The following is a 20,288-nucleotide window of genomic DNA, read 5'->3' as shown; positions in this document are numbered from 1 at the left end:
AAGTCATACTTTTTGTAAAACAAATTAGTATGACTTACCTAATAGTGATAGCTATTAGGTTCAATAATGTAATTCTGTGAAAATGAAGTGTTGCTTTATGTTAAAATGTTGTCAAAGGAGTGAGGGTTGTTATGGAATTAAATGCATATATAGGGAGAGCTGGGACAGGGAAGTCTACAGCTATGGTTAATGAAATTAAAGATAAAATGAAAACTGACCCACTTGGTGATCCAATTATTTTAATCGCTCCAACTCAAAGTACTTTTCAATTGGAACAAGCATTTGTTAATGATTCAACATTAAATGGAAGTTTAAGAACAGAGGTACTTCACTTTGAAAGATTAAGCCATAGAGTGTTCCAAGAAGTTGGGGGATTTACGGAACAACGATTATCTAAAGCGGCAACTGAAATGATGATTTATCATTTAGTACAACAATATCAATCAGATATGAAATTATATAAATCACAAGCCAAATACTTTGGATTTAGTGAGAAATTAGCCGAACAAATTCAAGATTTTAAAAAATATTCTGTCTTACCTGAACATATTGATGAATTTCTAAATACACACGATATTCAAACCAGAACTAAACATAAATTAGAAGATATTTCTTTAATATACAAACAATTTGAGTCTCGAACTCACGGCAATTTTATTACAGTTGAAGATTCGTTACGAAAATTTATCGAACAAATGGATAAATCTGAATGGCTAAAACGCTCAGAAATATACATAGACGGTTTCCATAACTTTTCAACTCTTGAATACGAAATGATTCAAGCATTAGTAAGAAATGCTAAAAAAGTAACGGTATTATTAACTACTGATGGTAATCAAGATGCTTTCAGTTTATTTAGAAAGCCATCTGAAGTTTTAAATCATTTAGAAGAGATTGCTCAAGATTTACATATCCAACTTCAAAAGCGTCTTTTCAATGAAGTCTATCGATTTAATCACAATGATCTAAAAGCTTTAGAATCCCAATTCGACGCATTACAACTAACGCCTCAACAAAATCAGGGGCATATCGATATTCTTGAATCTTCTAGTATGAGAGAAGAAATTAATGAAATTGCAAGACAAATTCTTAAAGATACACGTGATAACCAATTGAGATTTCAAGATATTGCAATCTTATATCGAGACGTATCATATGCCGATTTATTTGAATCTATTTTACCGCTATATCAAATTCCTTTTAACATAGATACAAAACGTTCAATGACACATCATCCTATTATGGAAATGATTCGTTCACTAATCGAAGTAATCCAAACTAATTGGCATATCAATGCAATGATGCGTTTATTGAAAACAGATGTGCTGACTAACCAATATAAAAATAGTACACACCTAATAGATTTATTAGAAAATTTTGCTATAGAACGTGGTATTTATGGAAAAAGATGGTTAGATGACGATTTATTTAATGTAGATAATTTTAGAAAAATGGGTCGTAAAGAACATCAACTTACACAAGAAGAAAGAGAGACATTCGAACAAGTTGTTAAATTAAAAAATGATGTGATTGATAAAATTCTTCATTTTGAACAAGCAATGAATGAAGGTAACACAGTTCGTGAGTTTGCTACTGCATTTTATGAAAGTATGGAATATTTTGAATTACCCAATCAATTAATGACACAACGAGATATTTTAGATAATGATGGTTACCATGAACAAGCTGAAGAAATTGATCAAATTTGGAATGGTTTAATTCAAATACTAGATGATTTGGTAACTGTGTTTGAACATGAAAGCATGACATTAACTCGCTTTTTAGAAGTATTTGATATTGGATTAGAACAATTAGAATTTGTGATGATTCCTCAAACACTTGATCAAATAAGCATTGGTACGATGGATTTAGCTAAAGTAGATAATAAAAAGCATATCTATCTTGTCGGTATGAATGATGGTTCTATGCCTCAACCTATTTCTTCTTCAAGCTTAATTAGTGATGATGAGAAAAAATTATTCGAACAAAATGCACAAATAGAATTAAGCCCAACGTCAGATATCTTACAAATGGATGAAGCATTTGTATGCTATATTGCTATGACTCGTGCAACAAATAGAGTTACATTTTCATATAGCTTGATGGGGTCATCAGGTGATGAAAAAGAAATGAGTCCATTTTTAGCACAAATAAAAGATATTTATGACAATTTAGATGTAATAAATATTCATCAAATGCATCAAGAACATCCTATTTCATTAATTGAGCATGTTCATCAAACAAAAATTAATTTGTTTGAGTCACTAAGAGCTTGGTTAGATGAAGAAATTGTAGCAGATACATGGCTTGATGCATATCAAGTAATGAGAGACGATGAGCGTCTTAATGAGGGATTGGATTATTTAATCACTTCGTTAACTTACGATAATGAGACGAAGCAGCTTAGTGAAACACTGGCACAGGATTTATACGGTAAAACGATTAATGCGAGTGTATCTAGATTCGAAGGGTATCAACAATGTCCATTTAAACATTTTGCTTCACATGGTTTAAGATTAAATGAGCGAACAAAATATGAACTACAAAACTTTGATTTAGGTGATATTTTCCATTCTGTATTGAAATATATATCTGATCGTATAGATGGAGACTTTAAACATCTTGATCAGAAAAAAATCAAAACATTAACATCAGAAGCGCTTGAACAAATTTTACCTAAAGTTCAATTTAATCTATTAAATTCATCAGCTTATTATCGTTATTTATCCAGAAGAATAGGCGCAATTGTTGAAACAACTTTAAGTGCTTTGAAATATCAAGGAGACTATACGAAATTCAAACCACAACAATTTGAAACGGGCTTCCGTAAATCACCTAAATCTGATGAAGAATTGATGGCTAAATCATTAACAACTACACAAGGTGTTCCTATTAATATACGTGGTCAAATTGACCGAATAGATACTTATACAAAAGAAAATCAAAGTTACGTTAATATTATTGACTATAAATCATCAAAAAATAGTGCAACACTTGATTTAACAAAAGTTTACTATGGTTTACAAATGCAAATGATGACTTATATGGACATCGTATTACAAAACCAAGAAAGATTAGGCTTAACAGATATCGTTAAACCAGGTGGCTTACTATACTTCCATGTTCATGAACCAAGACTCAAATTGAAAAATTGGTTAGAAATTGATCAAGAAAAATTAGAAAAAGAGCACATTAATAAATTTAAGATGAGTGGATTAGTTAATAGTGATGAAAATGTGTTAGATGCTTTAGATATTAGATTAGAACCTAAATTCAAATCTGATATTGTGCCAGTTGGTTTAACTGCTAAAGGAACAATAAATAAAGCTAGTAGTCAGGTTGCAGATGAAAACACTATTTACAAATTTATAGAACATAATAAAAAGAATTTTATTGAAACGGCAAGTCATATTATGGATGGACATACAGAAGTAGCACCACTCAAATATAAACAAACATTGCCATGCCAATATTGTAGTTACCAATCTGTTTGTCATGTAGATGGCATGATAGATAGTAAAAGATATCGCACTGTTGATGAGTCCATTAATCCAATAGAAGCGATTCAACAAATGGAAGAAAATGGAGGTGGAACTGAATGATACCTACGAAACCACAAGATGTTATTTGGACAGATGCACAATGGCGCAGTATTTATGCCAAAGGTCAAGATATTTTAGTAGCTGCAGCTGCTGGTTCTGGTAAAACAGCTGTACTGGTTGAAAGAATTATTCAACGTATTTTAAGAGATGAAATTGATGTAGACCATTTACTAGTAGTGACATTTACTAATTTAAGTGCAAGAGAAATGAAACATCGAGTTGACCAACGTATTCAACAAGCTTCGATTGAAGATCCAAATAATGAACACTTGAAAAATCAGCGTATCAAAATACATCAAGCTCAGATTTCCACTTTACACAGTTTTTGTTTGAAATTAATTCAACAACATTATGACGTACTAGATATTGATCCTAATTTTAGAACGAGTAGTGAAGCAGAAAATATCTTACTTTTAGAACAAACGATTGATGAAGTGTTAGAGCGACATTATGATTATTTGAAACCAGAATTTATTGATTTAACTGAACAATTATCTAATGACCGTAGTGATACACAATTTAGAAGTATTATTAAACAACTTTATTTCTTTAGTATTGCTAACCCGAATCCTCAAGAATGGTTAAATCAACTTTCAACACCATATATGGATGAATCACAACAAGATGAGTTATTAAAATTATTAAATGATTTGGCAATGATTTTTATAAATGCTGCACAAGAATCACTTGATAAAAGTTATGAGTTATTTTCAATGATGGAAAGTGTAGATAAGCAGTTAGAAATCATAGAATCAGAACGACGATTTATGAGTCAATTATTTGAAAATGATACATTACAAATTGAAACGCTTGTGAATCATCAATTTGCAAGTAGATTGCCAGCTATAACAGCAAAAATCAAAGAAGAAAATGCCATGATGGTAGATGCATTAGAAGATGCGAAAGCTGCGTACACTAAATATAAAGATATGATTACTAAAGTTAAAAGTGATTATTTCTCAAGAACTGCAGAAGATTTGAAACATGATATGCAATTGTTAGCGCCAAGAGTTTCATATTTATCAGATATTGTGAAAGATGTCATCAATGAATTTGGGAAACACAAACGCCAAAGAAATGTATTAGACTTTGCGGATTATGAACATTTTGCTTTACAAATTTTAACTAATGAAGATGGTTCACCTTCACAAATTGCTGAAATGTATCGTCAACATTTTTCTGAAATATTGGTTGATGAATACCAAGATACTAACCGTGTTCAAGAGAAGATTTTATCTTGTATCAAAACAGGTGAAGAATCTAATGGGAATTTATTTATGGTTGGTGACGTTAAACAATCGATTTATAAATTCAGACAGGCCGATCCAAGTTTATTTATCGAAAAATATAACCGTTTTAATACCGAAGGACAAGGAGCAGGTATGCGTATAGATTTGTCTCAAAACTTCCGATCTCGAAAAGAAGTATTATCAACGACAAACTATCTATTTAAACACATGATGGATGAAGAAGTAGGAGAAATTACTTATGATGAAGCGGCACAATTATATTATGGTGCGCCATTTGACGATGTTAATCATAATGTAGAATTACGTACAATGGTTGAAGCGAGTTCTGAAGATAGTGATTTAACTGGTACTGAACAAGAGGCTAATTATATAGTTGAGCAAGTTAAAGACATTTTAGACCATAAAAAAGTATATGATATGAAATCTAATTCATATCGACCTGCGACATATAAAGATATCGTTATATTAGAACGCAGTTATGGTCAAGCGCGTAATTTACAGCAAGCTTTTAAAGATAATGATATTCCATTTCACGTGAACAGTAGAGAAGGTTATTTCGAACAGACAGAAGTACGACTTATATTATCGTTTTTACGTACAGTTGATAATCCGTTACAAGATATCTATTTGGTTGGATTAATGCGCTCAGTTATTTATCAATTTACAGAAGATGAATTAGCAAATATTCGTGTATTTAGTCCTAATGATGATTATTTTTATCAATCAATTCACCAATATATTAATAATGATGTTGCTAATAAAAAGTTAGTTAAAAAGTTAAAACACTTTTTAGATGATATTCAACACTATCAAGAATATAGCCAACGTTATCCGGTTTATCAATTAATTGATAAATTTTATAACGATCATTTTGTTATTCAATATTTTAGTGGCTTAATAGGTGGTAGAGGACGTAGAGCAAATTTATATGGACTATTTAATAAGGCTATTGAATTTGAAAACTCCAGTTTCCGTGGATTGTATCAATTTATTAGATTTATAGATGAGCTAATTGATAGAGGTAAAGACTTTGGTGAAGAAAATATTGTAGGGCCAAACGATAACGTAGTACGTATGATGACAATTCATAGTAGTAAAGGTTTAGAGTTTCCATTTGTCATATATTCTGGTTTATCTAAGAAATTTAATAAAACAGATTTAAGAGGACAAGTAGTTTTGAATCAGAAATATGGATTAGGGATGGATTACTTTGATGTAGAAAAAGATATTGCTTATCCATCGTTGTCTTCAGTCGCTTATTCTGCAATTAATGAAAAAGAAATGATTTCTGAAGAAATGCGTTTAATCTATGTAGCATTAACAAGAGCCAAGGAACAATTGATATTAATAGGTAGAATTAAAGATGAAAAGGAATTAGATAAACTAGAAAGATTGCCTATTTCGGGAAATCATATCGCTGTTAATGAACGTTTAACTGCATCTAATCCATTTACAATGATTTATAGCATATTATCAAAATATCAATCGTCTAGTATTACAAATGATCAAAAATTTGAAAAAGATGTTGAACAATTGGATAGTAATGTAAAACCAAGAGTGACATTATTTATTGATCATTTCGAAGATATTTCTACAGAGATTGCAACTACTGATCAAGAACATAGAAGTATAGAAGATATTGAAATGTATCAAAGTGGAAACGAAGATGTTAAAGCTAAAATAAAAGACAAGTTAACTTTCGAATATCCTTATTTAGTCGACACTGAAAAACCGTCAAAACAATCTGTATCAGAATTAAAACGTCAACTTGAAACGGAAGAAAGTGGGACTAACTATGACAGAGTGCGACAGTATAGAATAGGTGTCTCAACATATGAACGTCCTAAATTTTTAAGTCAACAAGGAAAACGCAAAGCGAATGAAGTGGGTACATTGATGCATACAGTAATGCAACATTTACCATTTAACCAAGAAAGAATGACTGAAGATGATTTAGATCAATATATCAATCAGCTTATAGATAAATATATCATTGAATCTGATGCAAAAGAAGATATTAGATATAAAGAAATTATGCGTTTTATAAATAGTAATTTGTATTTAGAAATAGCAAACGCTGATCAAGTTTATAGAGAATTACCTTTTGTAGTGAATCAATCTAAAGTTGATCAATTAGAACTGAAAGATGAAGACGTTTCAATTATTCAAGGGATGATTGATTTAATCTATGTTAAAGATAAAGAATATTATTTTGTAGATTATAAGACAGACGCTTTTAACCGTCGAAGAGGATTAACAGATGAAGAAATCGGTCAACAATTGAAGGATAAGTATCGCATACAGATGAAGTATTACCGCAATACTTTAGAAACGATACTTCAAACTAAGGTCAAAGGTTATTTATATTTCTTTAAATTTGGCATGTTAGAAATTGATGACAATTAAGATACTCTTACTTACGGATAATTTGAAAAAACGAATATGTAGAAACTTTCTTAATTTTCTTACTTATATATTTGTTATTTCATGGTCATAACAGTTATAATATGTATTAAGATATAGATGAGGAGTTGATTATGAATGAAATTTTTATCATTCAAGCATAATGACAGAACTTCATATGGTGTTAAAGTTAAACGTGAAGATGCTGTTTGGGATTTAACATTAGTATTTGCAGATTTTGCAGAAAGTGATTTTCATCCGAAAACATTATTAGCAGGATTACAACAAAACCAAACGTTAGATTTCCAAGAACAAGTACGTAAAGCAGTTGTAGCTGCTGAAGATAGCGGTAAAGCTGAAGATTATAAAATTTCATTTAATGATATTGAATTTTTACCACCGGTTACTCCACCAAATAACGTTATCGCATTTGGTCGTAACTATGAAGATCATGCAAGTGAATTAAACCATGAAGTACAACGATTATATGTTTTCACTAAAGCAGCATCATCATTAACAGGTGATTTAGCAACAATTCCAAATCACAAAGATATTACTGATCAATTAGATTATGAAGGCGAGTTAGGTATTGTAATTGGTAAATCAGGAGAGAAAATTCCTAAAGCATTAGCGTTAGACTATATTTATGGATATACAATTATCAATGATATTACTGACCGTAATGCCCAAAATAACCACGACCAAGCATTCTTATCTAAAAGTTTAACAGGTGGTTGCCCAATGGGACCATACATCGTAACTAAGGATGAACTACCTACACCTGAAAACGTTAATATTGTTACTAAAGTAAACAATGAAATTCGTCAAGATGGTAACTCAGGTGAAATGATTTTAAAAATTGACGAATTAATCGAAGAAATTTCTAAATACGTTGCTTTACATCCTGGAGATATTATTGCTACTGGTACGCCAGCTGGTGTTGGTGCTGGTATGCAACCTCCAAAATTCTTACAACCTGGTGATGAAGTTAAAGTAACTATCGATAATATTGGTACGTTAACTACTTACATTTCTGAATAAGATTAAACTAGTTATAATTAATTAGATAATATAGTTAAAGGCCTGGGACATAAGTAAATGTCTCAGGCTATAATTATGTTTGGGCTTAGGGTTAGAGTTTTATATTTTTGTTTATTACTATGACGAACAATCTCTTTAAAAAAGGGTAATAAATTATATACTTATATCATTTAAAATAAATTGTTCGTTTTGTGGTATCATTAGTTAAGTAAAATATTAAGTGGGGGGGAACATTGATTTGTTACATGTTCATATTTTAAGTTGGGTATTAGCAATTATTCTTTTTATTGCTGCATACTTAAACATTTCTAAAGCACAAGGAGCTACACCATATTTTAAACCATTACAGATGGCATTAAGATTGTTTATGCTATTAACATTAATTTCTGGTTTTTGGGAATTAATTAAAGAATTTGCTGCAGCCAGTAATGGTGAAGGCGGCAATCATATGCTTTTAACATTGAAAATGTTGTGTGGTTTAGGTGTTATTGCATTAATGGAAATTTCTATTACTAAAAGAAAGAAACACGAAGATTCTACAAAATTATTTTGGAGTACAATTGTCTTAATTATTATAACAATGGCAATTGGTGTTATTCTTCCTTGGGGTCCTATCTCAAAAATGTTAGGTTTAGGATAGGTCATTAAATCATTTATAAACTTAAAAACATGCAAAACGATTTTAATTAACCGTTTTGCATGTTTTTTATTGTGCTTTATATCCAATCATATTAATAAGATCTTTAGGATGACTATAAGGTGGGGCATACGCAACTTCAAACTCTGTTAATTCATCAACAGTCATATTATTTTGCATTGCCATAGATAATACATCAATACGTTTATCAGCACCTTCTTGCCCAACTGCAGCTGCACGTATAATTTTTCTAGTATCTTGATCAAAGTATACTCTCAGATGTAATGGTGTATTTCCTGGGTAATAACCTGCATGTGCGCCTTGTTTAGTTTCTACCATTTTATAATTGAATTGAGATAATTCTTCTGGTTTAACACCAACGCTAGCAAACGTATAATTGAAAAATTTAACAATATTAGATCCTAGATATCCTTTAAATTTAATATTATCATTTCCTACTAATTGTTCAGAAATAATACTCGCAGCACGATGTGCGCCCCAGGCTAGAGGAACATTTGCTTTTAAATCAACATGTCTGTAATGTGATGTAATGACATCTCCAAGAGCATAAATGTTATTTATATTTGTTTGGAAAGCATCATTCACTGGAATAAATCCTTTTTCATCAAGTTGAACGTTAGAACTTTTTACAAACTCAGAGTTAGGTTTAGTACCTATACCTTCAATAATGATATCGTAGTCTTCTTTTATTCCTGATTTGAATGTAATTTCATTACCATTTATATCAGCAATTTCTTCATTTAAACGATATTGAATATGTTTATCTTTTAATTCATCAAAGATAGGTTGATTCATATCTTGATCCATTAATTTATTTACCTGTTCAGAACGATGAATAAGTGTGATATCTAATCCTCTATGATATAAATTTTCTAATACTTCTAATGAAATATACCCAGCACCTACAATTAATGCTTTTTGAGCATTATTTTTATCAATAAATGAATTGATAGCGTCTGTATCTTCTAGGTTTCTTAATGTAAAAGCTAAGTCTGTATCAAAATTAAGTCGGTTTGCACTACAACCAGGGCTTAAAATTAAGTAATCATATGATTCTTCAAACGATTCATTTGTATTTTTATTTTTAACGGTTACAGTTTGTTTGGTATCGTTAATTGCAATGACTTCATGATACGTTTTAACTGATATTTGTTTTTTATCGAAAAACTTATCCGGAGTATAAGCTAACACTTTTTCTCTTTCAGTAATTGTATTACTCAAATAGTAAGGCAATGCGCAGTTGGCAAAGCTCATATCTCTATCTTTTTCAAAAATTATAATCTCGCTTTCAGAGTCTAAACGTCTAATTTGACTTGCACAAGTTGCACCACCTGCAACTGCACCGACGACAACTATTTTACTCATGCGGTTATCCCCCCTGATATAATAAAATTCTGAGACAGCATAGTATATCTATCTCAGATGTGTTGAAACGCTATTCTTATGAATAATAACGTATATTCAAATCAAAGAAATTATTTAAATATCTTCCAATACCATCTTCATTATTACTAAATGTAGTTTCATCAGCAATATCCTTAAGTTCTTGAAGACCATTGTCCATAGCAATACCATATTGTGCGTATTTAATCATTTCGATGTCATTATCTTCATCACCAAAAGCAATAATATGTTCTGGTTCAATATTTAAAAATTGTCTAACTTGGTCAATACCACGAGCTTTATTAATACCGCGTTTAACAATTTCAATAACAGGAAATGGTGCACCCCAACGACGGTGTTCAATATTTTCAGCATAAAACTGTGTTAATTTATCTTTGATTTCTGGAATTTTGCTTTCTTCTGCTTCTACTAATAGAGATGTTGGTGCTTCGTTAAGTTGTTCTAATAAATTACCAGTTTGTATTCTAGGATTTCCCATTGAGAAACCTTCAAATAAACGAGGATCATGGTTGTTAATAAACACATAATCTTTTACTTCAGCAATAATATTAGTTACATGAAATTGCTGTAATTTTTCGATAATATTTTTAGAAATATCAACATCTAAAACTTCATGTATTGTATTAAAATCGTTTGATTTAGGATGATGTACATACGCACCATTAAAGTTTACGACCGGCGTATCCATATTTAATTCATGATAATACATTTGACTGGCACGATATGGACGGCCTGTAGCAATCATGATTGAATGACCACGTTGTTGTAATTCTGTTAAAACTTGTTTTGTATAATTAGAAATTTCTTTATTATCATTTAATAATGTTCCATCTAAGTCTAAGCAAATTAAATGAGGCTGCATAACGTTCTCCTTATGTCGTAATAATATATTGTAGTTGTATCATAGCATTTTATTGGCGTTTTGTCGGATATTTGATATATTAGTATAAAGAAAATATAGAGAGGTGATACTAATGGAAGAGGCATTAAAAGATAGTATCCTAGGAGCTCTAGAAATGGTAATCGACCCTGAATTAGGTATTGATATTGTTAATTTAGGATTAGTATATAAAGTTGATGTAGATGACGAAGGACTTTGTACTGTTGAGATGACATTAACTTCTATGGGTTGTCCTTTAGGACCGCAAATTATTGATCAAATTAAAACTGTATTAGCAGAGATTCCAGAAATTCAAGATACTGAAGTTAATATCGTATGGAATCCACCTTGGAATAAAGATATGATGTCTAGATACGCGAAAATTGCTCTAGGTGTTGGTTAATCTAATTCTTTTTTATGTGGTCTAAATTAGAGATGGCAAATTAAGATGAATTAAATTTAAAAATTTACGCTATCTAAACGATAAGAAACCAATATTCTGAAAATAAAAATGTATTTATTAATAAATTTTAAAAAAATACAATCGTCATTAAATAAATAATATTCAATTGCTATTTAAATTGAATTTATATTACGGTTGTATTACAATAATTAAGACTAATTGTAACTTGAATACAATAAATTTAAGTAATAAATAAGTTGTTGCAAGTTTATTTTAACCAAATCATTATTAGTCATAAGATTTATCAAGTTGTTTTAATTATTTCTCAATAAGTAATGAAACTTAGATTAAATACAAGATACATGACTATTTTAATATAAAACTTAAACTACTATGAATATTCGAAAATGATTTGATGGGAAGAAAGTGAAATATGAATAAGGAATATAAAAGCACTAGAAATAGGGGAAAGAAATTAAGATATATGCCTGGTTTAGATGGTTTAAGAGCAATTGCTGTTATCGGCATTATTATTTACCATTTAAATAAACAATGGTTAACAGGCGGATTTTTAGGTGTAGATACATTTTTTGTTATTTCAGGTTATTTAATAACGAGCTTATTATTAAAAGAATACGAAGAAAATGGCATAATCAATTTAAAGAATTTTTGGTTACGTCGTTTGAAAAGGTTAGTTCCAGCTGTATTAGCGCTATTATTAGTAGTTGGTATAGCCACATTACTTTTTAAATCAGAAGAGATAGTTAGAGTAAAACATGATATTATTGCTGCAATATTTTATGTTTCAAATTGGTGGTATATCGCTAAGGATGTTAACTACTTTGAACAATTCTCTTTTATGCCACTTAAACACTTATGGTCATTAGCTATTGAAGAACAGTTTTATTTAGTTTTTCCAATAGTTTTAATTACTTTATTACTAACTTTAAAGAAATACCGTAATGTGACGCTCATTTTTTGGATCATATCATTATTATCACTTATGTTAATGATTATCATTTCAGAGCCACATTTGAACCATTCAAGAGTATATTTTGGTACTGATACGCGTTTACAAACATTATTATTAGGTGTCATATTGGCATTTTTATGGCCACCATTCAAATTAAAAGCACAACCTCCTAAAGCGTTACAGCGTGCAATAGATATAGTAGGCATATTAGGATTAGCATTTTTAATTCTATTATTTGTAACTGTTCAAGACGAAAGTGACTGGATTTATAATGGTGGATTTTATATTATTTCTGCTATGACTTTATTTATCATTGCTAGTGTGGTGCATCCAGCAACATTTGTGTCTAAACTATTAGGTAATACTTTGTTTGTATACATAGGTAAACGGTCTTATAGTTTATATTTATGGCACTTTCCGATTATTAGTTTTATTCATAGCTATTATATTGATGGACAAATTCCTTTATATGTCTACATTATAGATATTGTTTTAACATTTGTTTGCGCTGAGTTGTCATATCGTTATGTAGAAACACCTTTCAGAAAACAAGGATTAAAGGCATTTACTTTGAAACGTAAGTATAAACCTGCACTTATTAGAACGATTACGATTATTATTTTAATTATTCCATTTGCTTTTATTATGATTGGTTCATTTGATGGACTAGGTAAAGATAAAATTAATCATAAGTCCATTTCATTTAACACAGATTTTGAAGATAAGTATTTAATTAGAATGATTCCTATTGATAAAATTGGTCAAAATGGAAAAAATGATACAGATGTAGATACAGATATTAGTCCATTATTAATAGGTGACTCAGTAATGGTAGACATAGGGGAAACTTTTAAAGACAGTGTGCCAAAAGCTAAAATTGATGGTAAGGTTGGTAGAAATTTATATCAAGCAATTCCATTAGCAGAACAAAATTATTCTCATTATAATAAAAAATCTGATCAAGTTGTATTAGAATTAGGTACTAATGGTGATTTTAATAAAGAACAGCTTGATGATTTAATTAGTAAATTTGGTAAAGCTCAAATTTATTTAGTAAATACACGAGTACCAAGAGGTTATGAAAATCATGTTAATAAGCTAATGGCTGATGCAGCAAAAGATAAGAGAAATGTGACTTTAATTGATTGGTATAAAAGATCAGAGGGTCATACAGAATACTTTGCTCCTGATGGAATTCATTTAGAAAATAGTGGCGTAAAAGCACTTACTGACGAAATTTTAAAACATATTAAAAAGAAATAATCTAATCAAATAATGGAGTAGTATTGAAAGATGTTTATTAAACTAAACGTACTCAATACTACTTCTTTGTTTATTATTTGAAAATATGTCAATTCAATACTTAAAGAGGTTTTAGTTTGAGTTTTTCGGTATTATCCATTCAAAATTTAATTGATTAAAATTAATAAAAATTTTAGGTTCAAGTTGTTGATTAATTTTAAAAAAGGGACTATAATATAGTTAAGGTCAAAGAAAGTCAAAGTCAAAAATAAACTTTGATGAATGAATGACTGACTCTAAATAAATAGAGGTGAAAACAATTGGATATAAATAAAATGACATATGCTATTCAAGGCTCATTACAAAGAGCAATTGAATATAGTAAAGAATTTGAATTACAAAATATAGAAATAGAAGCAATACTAAAAGCAACGTTAAACGAAAGTGAAAGTTTATTTAAAAGTGTGTTAGAACGTGCAAATATTGACGTAGACCAATTAGAAAAAGCTTATGATAAGAAGTTGAAATCTTATCCAACTGTTCAAGGTGATAATGTTCAATATGGACAATATATCAGTTCTAAAGCAAACGAATTAATGAACAAATCTGAAACTTACATGAATGATTATGATGATGAATTCATTTCTATGGAACATGTTTTAAGAGCAGCTATGGACATTGATCAAACAACTAAAGAATTCATAGGCAATAAATCTGAAGTTATCAAAGAAATTATAAATAAAATTAGAGGGGGAAATCATGTGACTAGCCAGAACCCAGAAGTAAATTATGAAGCATTAGAGAAATATGGTCGTGACTTAGTAGAGGAAGTACGCCAAGGTAAAATGGATCCTGTCATTGGCCGTGACGAGGAAATACGCAATACGATCCGTATTTTAAGTCGTAAAACAAAAAATAATCCAGTACTTATTGGTGAACCAGGTGTTGGTAAAACAGCAATTGTTGAAGGTTTAGCTCAACGAATTGTTAAAAAAGACGTGCCTGAATCATTATTAGACAAAACCATTTTCGAACTTGATTTAAGTGCCTTAGTTGCAGGTGCAAAATTCCGAGGAGAATTCGAAGAACGTTTGAAAGCAGTACTTAAAGAAGTTAAAGAATCTGATGGTAGAATAATCCTATTTATTGATGAAATTCATATGTTAGTAGGCGCAGGTAAAACAGATGGTGCTATGGATGCTGGCAACATGTTAAAACCTATGTTAGCACGTGGTGAATTACATTGTATTGGTGCTACAACATTAAATGAATATAGAGAGTATATTGAAAAAGATTCTGCCTTAGAACGTCGTTTCCAAAAAGTAGGCGTAAGCGAACCAGATGTTGAAGATACAATTTCAATCCTACGTGGTTTAAAAGAACGTTACGAAGTATATCATGGTGTACGTATTCAAGACCGTGCTTTAGTTGCAGCAGCAGAATTATCTGATAGATATATTACTGACAGATTTTTACCAGATAAAGCGATTGATTTAGTTGACCAAGCTTGTGCAACTATTCGTACTGAAATGGGCTCAAATCCTACTGAATTAGATCAAGTTAATAGACGTGTAATGCAATTAGAAATCGAAGAAAGTGCATTGAAAAATGAATCTGATAATGCTAGTAAACAACGTCTTGAAGAACTTCAAGAAGAATTATCTAACGAAAAAGAAAAACAAGCCTCATTACAATCTCGTGTTGAACAAGAAAAAGAAAAAATTGCTAAATTACAAGAAAAACGTGCTGAATTGGATGAAAGTAGAAAAGCTTTAGAAGATGCGCAAACTAATAACAATCTTGAAAAAGCAGCAGAATTACAATATGGTAAAATACCACAATTGGAAAAAGAATTAAAAGAATTAGAAGATGTCTTCCAAGATGAACAAGGTGAAGATAACGATAGAATGATTCGTGAAATCGTTTCTGACGAGGAAATTGGAGATATTGTAAGTCAATGGACTGGTATCCCAGTATCAAAACTAGTAGAAACTGAAAGAGATAAATTACTGCACTTAGGTGATATTTTGCATAAACGTGTAGTAGGTCAAGATAAAGCAGTAGGTTTAGTTTCTGATGCTGTAGTACGTGCCAGAGCAGGTATCAAAGACCCTAATAGACCAATTGGTAGTTTCTTATTCTTAGGACCAACTGGTGTAGGTAAAACTGAATTAGCTAAATCATTAGCAGCGTCATTATTTGATTCTGAAAAACACATGATCAGAATCGACATGAGTGAGTATATGGAAAAACATGCTGTGTCTAGATTAATTGGTGCCCCTCCAGGCTATGTAGGTCATGATGAAGGTGGTCAATTAACTGAAGCGGTAAGACGTAACCCATACTCAGTTATCTTACTTGATGAAGTGGAAAAAGCCCACAGTGATGTATTTAACGTATTACTTCAAATTTTAGATGAAGGTCGATTAACTGATTCTAAAGGTAGAAGCGTTGATTTTAAAAATACAATTATTATTATGACAAGTAATATTGGCTCACAAGTATTGTTAGATCAAGTATCTGAAACAGGTGATATTAGTGAATCTACTGAAAAAGCTGTTATGGATAGCTTACATGCATACTTCAAACCAGAAATTTTAAACCGTATGGATGACATCGTATTATTCAGACCATTATCAGTTGACGATATGAGTATGATTGTCGATAAAATTATTGGTAACTTGAATATGAGATTAGTAGATCAAAGAATAACTATTGAAGTAACTGAAAAAGCGAAAAAATGGTTAGGTGAAGAAGCTTATGAACCTCAATTTGGTGCAAGACCATTGAAACGATTTGTACAAAGACAAATTGAAACACCATTAGCACGTATGATGATTAAAGAAAACTTACCAGAAGGTACTAAAATAGATGTAGATTTAGATGACAACAGTGAATTAACATTTGATGTTAACAAACCTGAATAATAAATAACTAAAACCAAGAATTTGAATGAAAATTCATCTTCTTGGTTTTTTATTTGTGATGTAAATGGTTGATTTCAGTATTTAAAAGTATGGATTGATTCACATAATGAACTAAACAAATGATGCATATACTTTAATTAGTTAATTTATAATATAATAAGAAATAATAGTAATTATTCGAGGAGTGAACATCATGAAAATCAACACAGAATTTAAAAACAATTTTATCCCATATGCCTATGCAGCTGGCGCAAATGAAAGTGACTTAATCAATGGCAATCCAATCAAATCATTTCCATTTGAAGTGACTGAACTTCCTAAAGATACTCAATATCTTGCTTGGTCATTAATAGACTATGATGCTATTCCAGTTTGTGGATTTGCCTGGATTCATTGGAGTGTAGCAAATCTTAAAGTTTCAAATTCAAATATTTCTGTAAAAGAAGATTTCTCTAGAATTACGACTGACGGTATTCAAGGAAAGAATAGTTTTACAAGTGGCTTATTAGGAGAAGATTTCTCAGCAATTGATAAGTATTATGTAGGACCCACACCTCCTGACAAAGATCATCAATATGAATTAACAGTTTATGCATTAAAAGAAAAATTAGATTTAGATAATGGATTTTATTTGAATGACTTTTTAAAACAAGTAAACAAACATAAAATTGACGAAACAAGTGTACAATTGACGGGGAGAAAAATTTAAAAATAGTAAATTTATGATATAAATTATAAAAAAACTGGTAGCAACTGTATAAAAGTCTGCTACCAGTTTTTACTTATTCGTATTGTTCAGATTTATTTTTAGGACTAATTATTGCACCTAAAATAGCAGTTGTTATTGTAAATATAACTGCCATAATGATAGGTGAAACAACATTTAAGCTGTTACCTTCACCATTTAAACTGTTCAATACGAAATTGACCATTTGTAATAAAACGAATGCCCAAAAGAATGTCATGAGGTATTTCATTGCATGCAACCTCCAATATAGTATATATACATATATTTTAATGGAAAAAAGATTGTTTGTATAGAGTGAATCCAAATGAGTTTGAAACAGTGGTATCAAACTTATATATGATATGATTTAATTAAAGCATTTTTGTATTAGTTTAAATTAAAAAGCTATTTAAATGACGGTATTATATGATTGTATAGCTAATCATATAAGTATGTGTAGAGATAGCAGCTATTCAATTAGATTTCTATATACTTGAGTTTAAAATGAAAAATATGTTAAATTAATACCTGGTATTAAAAATTTATTAAGAAGGTGTACAACCATGGATGTGGGTATTAAAGGTTTCGGGGCATACGCTCCAGAAAATATTGTAGACAATGCCTATTTTGAACAATTTTTAGAAACATCAGATGAATGGATTTCTAAAATGACTGGAATCAAAGAAAGACATTGGGCTAATGAAGATCAAGATACATCAGATTTAGCTTACGAAGCTAGTGTAAAAGCAATTAAAGATGCTGGTATTCAACCAGAAGATATAGATATGATTATAGTAGCGACTGCGACAGGTGACATGCCATTCCCAAGTGTTGCTAATATTTTACAAGAACGTTTAGGTACAGGAAAGGTACCTACAATGGATCAGTTAGCAGCTTGTTCTGGTTTTATGTATTCAATGATTACTGCTAAACAATATATTCAATCAGGTGATTATAAAAATATACTAGTAGTAGGCGCAGATAAATTATCTAAAATTACTGATTTAACTGACCGTTCTACAGCTGTCTTATTTGGCGATGGCGCTGGTGCAGTTGTTATTGGCGAAGTATCAGAAGGTCGTGGTATTATTAGTTACGAAATGGGATCTGATGGTAGTGGCGGAAAATACTTATATTTAGATAAAGAAACTAAGAAATTAAAAATGAATGGTCGTGAAGTATTTAAATTTGCTGTAAGAATAATGGGCGATGCGTCAACACGTGTTGTTGAAAAAGCAGGTTTAACTTCAGAAGATATCGATTTATTTGTACCTCATCAAGCAAATATAAGAATTATGGAATCAGCTCGTTTAAGATTAGGTATTGAACCTGAAAAAATGAGTGTATCTGTTAATAAATACGGTAATACATCTGCTGCTTCAATACCGTTAAGTATTAATCAAGAGTTACAAAATGGTAAAATTAAAGATGACGATACGCTAGTTTTAGTAGGTTTCGGTGGCGGACTTACTTGGGGTGCAATGGTTATTAAATGGGGAAAATAGGAGGATAACTAATGAGTGAAAATAATAGAGTTGTTATTACTGGTATCGGAGCCTTATCTCCAATCGGTAACGATGCTGAAACAACATGGCAGAATGCACTAAAAGGAGTTAATGGTATCGATACTATTACAAGAATTGATACTGAAAATTATAATGTGCATCTAGCAGGCGAATTAAAAGATTTTAATGTAGAAGATTTTATTGATAAAAAAGAAGCACGTCGTATGGATAGATTTACGCAATATGCAGTTGTTGCTGCTAGAGAAGCAGTACAAGATTCCCAATTAGACGTTAAAGCGAATGCAAATCGTATTGGTGTGTGGATTGGTTCAGGTATCGGAGGAATGGAAACATTCGAAAAAGCCCATACTCAATTAGTTGAACGCGGACCAAGACGTGTAAGTCCATTCTTCGTGCCAATGTTAATTCCAGATATGGCGACAGGACAAGTATCTATTGATTTAGGTGCTAAAGGTCCAAGTGGCTCAACTGTAACTGCTTGTGCAACAGGAACTAACTCAATTGGTGAAGCATTTAAAATCATTCAACGTGGTGATGCGGACGCAATGATAACTGGTGGTACGGAAGCTCCTATTTCACATATGGCTATTGCTGGTTTCAGTGCGAGTCGTGCATTATCTACAAATGATGATAAAGAAACGGCTTGCCGTCCATTCCAAGAAGGCAGAGATGGCTTTGTTATGGGTGAAGGTGCAGGGATTGTAGTTATAGAATCTCTTGAATCTGCAAAAGCACGTGGTGCTAAAATTTATGCAGAAATTGTGGGCTATGGTACAACAGGTGATGCTTACCATATTACTGCACCAGCGCCAGAAGGTGAAGGCGGTTCTAGAGCAATGCAAGCAGCACTTGATGATGCGGGCATTGAAGCAAAAGATATTCAATATTTAAATGCGCATGGTACAAGTACTCCAGTGGGTGACTTATACGAAGTACAAGCTATCAAGAATACTTTTGGTGATGCAGTTAATACATTAAAAGTTAGCTCAACAAAATCTATGACAGGTCATTTACTTGGCGCAACTGGTGGTATTGAAGCAATTTTCTCTGCTTTATCTATTAGAGATTCAAAAATTGCTCCAACAATCCATGCAGAAACACCTGACCCAGAATGTGATATAGATTATGTGCCTAATGAAGCTCAAGACTTAGAAATTACACATGCAATGAGTAATAGTTTAGGTTTTGGTGGACATAACGCAGTATTGATTTTCAAAAAATTCGAAGACTAAAATATACAAAACGCAAGTGT

The 20,288-nt window shown here is 31.0% G+C and carries 13 protein-coding genes; 10 read left to right on the top strand and 3 right to left on the bottom strand.

All coding sequences use genetic code 11. The features are described 5' to 3' along the window. Window positions 1-131: 131 nt before the first annotated feature. The 4 genes from addB (at window position 132) to Q4528_RS08530 (ending at window position 8,936) form a co-directional block, all read left to right on the top strand. Window positions 132-3,602 (top strand): helicase-exonuclease AddAB subunit AddB, encoded by a 3,471-nt coding sequence (gene addB / locus Q4528_RS08545; RefSeq protein ID WP_303521251.1) that lies wholly within the window; start codon window positions 132-134, stop codon window positions 3,600-3,602. Next, complete coding sequence (gene addA / locus Q4528_RS08540; RefSeq protein WP_303521249.1) at window positions 3,599-7,258, top strand: helicase-exonuclease AddAB subunit AddA; 3,660 nt, start codon at window positions 3,599-3,601, stop codon at window positions 7,256-7,258. The genes addB and addA overlap by 4 nt, the downstream gene beginning before the upstream one ends. 135 nt (window positions 7,259-7,393) lie before the next feature. Then, window positions 7,394-8,296 carry a fumarylacetoacetate hydrolase family protein gene (locus Q4528_RS08535; RefSeq protein WP_017637413.1) on the top strand — a complete coding sequence of 301 codons (903 nt, stop codon included), beginning with the start codon at window positions 7,394-7,396 and terminating at the stop codon, window positions 8,294-8,296. Window positions 8,297-8,534: 238 nt separating this feature from the next. Next, window positions 8,535-8,936 carry a YisL family protein gene (locus tag Q4528_RS08530; protein ID WP_029055580.1) on the top strand — a complete coding sequence of 134 codons (402 nt, stop codon included), beginning with the start codon at window positions 8,535-8,537 and terminating at the stop codon, window positions 8,934-8,936. 66 nt (window positions 8,937-9,002) lie between these two features. On the opposite strand, the gene Q4528_RS08525 is transcribed toward Q4528_RS08530, so the two are convergent. Both Q4528_RS08525 and Q4528_RS08520 read right to left on the bottom strand, forming a co-directional pair. Continuing rightward, a complete protein-coding gene (locus tag Q4528_RS08525; RefSeq protein ID WP_046466513.1) occupies window positions 9,003-10,319 on the bottom strand; it encodes a CoA-disulfide reductase in 1,317 nt (438 codons plus the stop codon). A 76-nt stretch (window positions 10,320-10,395) separates the two neighbouring features. Next, on the bottom strand, window positions 10,396-11,220 hold the full coding sequence (locus Q4528_RS08520; protein WP_017637410.1) for a Cof-type HAD-IIB family hydrolase: 825 nt from the start codon (window positions 11,218-11,220) through the stop codon (window positions 10,396-10,398). A gap of 112 nt (window positions 11,221-11,332) precedes the next feature. Between Q4528_RS08520 and Q4528_RS08515 the strand changes: the two genes are divergently transcribed. The 4 genes from Q4528_RS08515 (at window position 11,333) to Q4528_RS08500 (ending at window position 17,492) form a co-directional block, all read left to right on the top strand. Beyond that, the gene (locus Q4528_RS08515; RefSeq protein WP_017637409.1) at window positions 11,333-11,641 is read left to right on the top strand and encodes a metal-sulfur cluster assembly factor; all 309 of its coding nucleotides are present in this window, start codon (window positions 11,333-11,335) and stop codon (window positions 11,639-11,641) included. Window positions 11,642-12,074: 433 nt separating this feature from the next. After that, a complete protein-coding gene (locus Q4528_RS08510; protein ID WP_046466514.1) occupies window positions 12,075-13,877 on the top strand; it encodes an acyltransferase family protein in 1,803 nt (600 codons plus the stop codon). Between the two features lie 299 nt (window positions 13,878-14,176). Further along, window positions 14,177-16,783 (top strand): ATP-dependent chaperone ClpB, encoded by a 2,607-nt coding sequence (gene clpB / locus Q4528_RS08505; RefSeq protein ID WP_046466515.1) that lies wholly within the window; start codon window positions 14,177-14,179, stop codon window positions 16,781-16,783. 193 nt (window positions 16,784-16,976) lie between these two features. Further along, window positions 16,977-17,492: a YbhB/YbcL family Raf kinase inhibitor-like protein gene (locus Q4528_RS08500; RefSeq protein WP_046466516.1), complete on the top strand. Its 516-nt coding sequence runs from the start codon at window positions 16,977-16,979 to the stop codon at window positions 17,490-17,492. Between the two features lie 73 nt (window positions 17,493-17,565). Here Q4528_RS08500 and Q4528_RS08495 read toward each other — a convergent pair whose 3' ends face one another. Continuing rightward, complete coding sequence (locus tag Q4528_RS08495; protein ID WP_017637405.1) at window positions 17,566-17,760, bottom strand: YjzD family protein; 195 nt, start codon at window positions 17,758-17,760, stop codon at window positions 17,566-17,568. A gap of 313 nt (window positions 17,761-18,073) precedes the next feature. On the opposite strand from Q4528_RS08495, the gene Q4528_RS08490 reads away from it, so the two are divergent. Both Q4528_RS08490 and fabF read left to right on the top strand, forming a co-directional pair. Further along, a complete protein-coding gene (locus Q4528_RS08490) occupies window positions 18,074-19,015 on the top strand; it encodes a beta-ketoacyl-ACP synthase III (protein WP_017637404.1) in 942 nt (313 codons plus the stop codon). A gap of 11 nt (window positions 19,016-19,026) precedes the next feature. Continuing rightward, entirely contained in the window at window positions 19,027-20,268 is a 1,242-nt protein-coding gene (gene fabF, locus Q4528_RS08485; RefSeq protein WP_017637403.1) for a beta-ketoacyl-ACP synthase II, read from the top strand. Window positions 20,269-20,288 lie beyond the last annotated feature (20 nt).

Origin of the sequence: Staphylococcus pasteuri (assembly GCF_030547725.1) — a bacterium.
In the GTDB taxonomy this organism is placed as follows: Bacteria; Bacillota; Bacilli; order Staphylococcales; family Staphylococcaceae; genus Staphylococcus; species Staphylococcus pasteuri.
This window is presented reverse-complemented; position numbering and strand designations above follow the sequence as displayed.

What these genes read in the sequence shown, in the direction of transcription:
- addB (WP_303521251.1), top strand. Translation starts at nt 132, where the DNA reads ATGGAATTAAATGCATATATAGGGAGAGCTGGGACAGGGAAGTCTACA.
- addA (WP_303521249.1), top strand. Translation starts at nt 3,599, where the DNA reads ATGATACCTACGAAACCACAAGATGTTATTTGGACAGATGCACAATGG.
- Q4528_RS08535 (WP_017637413.1), top strand. Translation starts at nt 7,394, where the DNA reads ATGAAATTTTTATCATTCAAGCATAATGACAGAACTTCATATGGTGTT.
- Q4528_RS08525 (WP_046466513.1), bottom strand. Translation starts at nt 10,319, where the DNA reads ATGAGTAAAATAGTTGTCGTCGGTGCAGTTGCAGGTGGTGCAACTTGT.
- Q4528_RS08520 (WP_017637410.1), bottom strand. Translation starts at nt 11,220, where the DNA reads ATGCAGCCTCATTTAATTTGCTTAGACTTAGATGGAACATTATTAAAT.
- Q4528_RS08515 (WP_017637409.1), top strand. Translation starts at nt 11,333, where the DNA reads ATGGAAGAGGCATTAAAAGATAGTATCCTAGGAGCTCTAGAAATGGTA.
- Q4528_RS08510 (WP_046466514.1), top strand. Translation starts at nt 12,075, where the DNA reads ATGAATAAGGAATATAAAAGCACTAGAAATAGGGGAAAGAAATTAAGA.
- Q4528_RS08500 (WP_046466516.1), top strand. Translation starts at nt 16,977, where the DNA reads ATGAAAATCAACACAGAATTTAAAAACAATTTTATCCCATATGCCTAT.
- Q4528_RS08495 (WP_017637405.1), bottom strand. Translation starts at nt 17,760, where the DNA reads ATGAAATACCTCATGACATTCTTTTGGGCATTCGTTTTATTACAAATG.
- Q4528_RS08490 (WP_017637404.1), top strand. Translation starts at nt 18,074, where the DNA reads ATGGATGTGGGTATTAAAGGTTTCGGGGCATACGCTCCAGAAAATATT.
- fabF (WP_017637403.1), top strand. Translation starts at nt 19,027, where the DNA reads ATGAGTGAAAATAATAGAGTTGTTATTACTGGTATCGGAGCCTTATCT.